Consider the following 954-nt stretch of genomic DNA (forward strand, 5'->3'; position numbering starts at 1 on the left):
GAGGACATTTCTGATGAAACTAGGTTTAATCGGATTAGGTAAAATGGGCATTAACTTAGCTCAAAACATGATGCGCAACGGCAACGAAGTCGTTGGCTTTGATTTAGATACCAAGTTAGTGGAAGAAGCCGCTGGCTACGGTGCCGCTTCAGCTTCTAGTTTGGAAGACATGGTCAGCCAACTGCCAAGCCCTAAGATTGTTTGGGTCATGGTGCCTGCTGGCAAGCCAACCGACGCTACGGTTGATCAATTGGTGGCCGCTTTAGATAAGGACGACATCGTCATCGATGGCGGGAACACCTTCTGGAAGGACTCATTACGTCACAACCGGTTATTGACCGAAAAAGGCGTTCACTACTTTGACTGTGGTTCATCTGGCGGCTGGCGTGGTGCCTTGAATGGTGGGAACTTCATGATTGGTGGCGATGACGCGGACGTCTTTGAAACCATTCGCCCATTATTTGAAGGCATTTCACAAAAAGATGGCTACCTTTACACTGGTAAGGCCGGCTCTGGTCACTACTTAAAGATGGTCCACAACGGGATCGAATACGGAATGATGGAAGCCATCGGTGAAGGTTTCGAAGTCCTTCAAGCCTCTGACTTCGATTACGATAACGAAGCCGTCGCTAAAGTTTGGAACAACGGTTCCGTTGTTCGGAGTTGGTTAATGGAACTGGCCGAAGACGCCTTCAAGAAAGATCCTAACTTGGACGCTATCAAGGGTCGGATGCACTCTAACGGTGAAGGCCAATGGACCGTTGAAGACGCCATGGACCATGGCATCCCAACACCGGTTATTGCCGCTTCGGTCATGACTCGCTTCCGTTCAATGCAAGATGACACCTTTAACGGTAAGGTCGTTTCTGCCTTACGTAACGGTTTTGGTGGTCACGCTATGGACAAGAGCTAGTCACGTTCACTTTAACTGCAATTTAAAAAGGTATCGGACTT

General features: G+C 48.6%; 1 protein-coding gene. It reads left to right on the top strand.

The genetic code is table 11. The features are described 5' to 3' along the window. Positions 1-13: 13 nt before the first annotated feature. Positions 14-913 (top strand): phosphogluconate dehydrogenase (NAD(+)-dependent, decarboxylating), encoded by a 900-nt coding sequence (gene gnd, locus FC96_RS12570; RefSeq protein ID WP_056943237.1) that lies wholly within the window; start codon positions 14-16, stop codon positions 911-913. Positions 914-954: the final 41 nt, after the last annotated feature.

This window comes from Secundilactobacillus kimchicus JCM 15530 (assembly GCF_001433995.1).
In the GTDB taxonomy this organism is placed as follows: Bacteria; Bacillota; Bacilli; order Lactobacillales; family Lactobacillaceae; genus Secundilactobacillus; species Secundilactobacillus kimchicus.

What these genes read in the sequence shown, in the direction of transcription:
- gnd (WP_056943237.1), top strand. Translation starts at nt 14, where the DNA reads ATGAAACTAGGTTTAATCGGATTAGGTAAAATGGGCATTAACTTAGCT.